Here is a 1,140-nt window from a genome sequence, read left to right as displayed (position 1 = left end):
CGGCGATGCTCCAGATGACGTTCGTGACCGCGCTGACCCTGGTCTCCGCGCTCGCACTGGCGCTCGTCTACGGGCTGGGCGGCGTGTTCGCGCTGAACGGGACGCTCGCCGCCGGCACGGTCGTGTCGCTCGCGATGCTGCTGACCCGCCTGTACGCGCCGCTGACCTCGCTGGCCAGCGCGCGGGTGGAGGTCATGACGGCGTTTGTCAGCTTCCAGCGGGTGTTCGAGGTGCTCGACCTGAAGCCGCTGATCGAGGAGAAGCCGGAGGCGCGGGAGGCGCCGGAGGGGCCGCTGTCGGTGGAGTTCGACGCGGTGGACTTCGCGTACCCGGCCGCCGACGAGGTCTCCCTCGCCTCGTTGGAGGAGGTCGCCACGCTCGACACGCGGGGCGGCGAGCAGATCCTCCACGACGTGAGCTTCCGTGCCGAGCCCGGGCAGCTCGTCGCGCTGGTCGGTTCGTCCGGCGCCGGCAAGTCGACCATCGCCCAGCTGGCGGCCCGGCTGTACGACACCGGGGCCGGCGCGGTCCGGGTCGGGGGCGTCGACGTGCGCGACCTGACGGCCGCGTCGCTGCGCGGCACGGTCGGCATGGTCACCCAGGACGGGCACCTCTTCCACGACACCATCCGGGCGAACCTGCTGCTGGCCAGGCCGGAAGCGACCGAGGAGGAGGTGTGGGAGGCCCTGCGTCGCGCCCGGCTCGCCGGTCTGGTCGCCTCGCTGCCCGACGGCCTGGACACCGTCGTCGGCGAACGCGGCTACCGGCTCTCCGGCGGCGAGCGGCAGCGCCTGACGATCGCCCGGCTGCTGCTGGCCCGCCAGCGGATCGTCATCCTCGACGAGGCCACCGCCCACCTGGACTCCACCTCCGAGGCCGCCGTCCAGGAGGCGCTGACCGAGGCGCTGTCCGGCCGCACCGCGCTGGTCATCGCCCACCGGCTGTCCACGGTCCGCCAGGCCGACCAGATCCTGGTGCTGGAGGCGGGGCGGATCGTCGAACGCGGCACCCACGAGGAGCTGCTGGCGCTCGGCGGCCGCTACGAGGACCTCTACCGCACCCAGTTCGCCGACGAGCCGGCCGTCGTACGCGACTGAGGTGGCGTGGGGGCGCCGGCTGTGGGGTGGGCCGCGCCGGCGC

The 1,140-nt window shown here is 73.9% G+C and carries 1 protein-coding gene; it reads left to right on the top strand.

The window, feature by feature from the left end:
• Positions 1 to 1,097, top strand: a 1,097-nt coding sequence (locus GL263_RS26965; protein WP_182858346.1) for an ABC transporter ATP-binding protein, incomplete at its 5' end; no start/stop codon positions are given.
• Between the last annotated feature and the right edge of the window lie 43 nt (positions 1,098 to 1,140).

This window comes from Streptomyces durbertensis, from assembly GCF_014156695.1.
Taxonomy (GTDB): Bacteria; Actinomycetota; Actinomycetes; order Streptomycetales; family Streptomycetaceae; genus Streptomyces; species Streptomyces durbertensis.
This window is presented reverse-complemented; position numbering and strand designations above follow the sequence as displayed.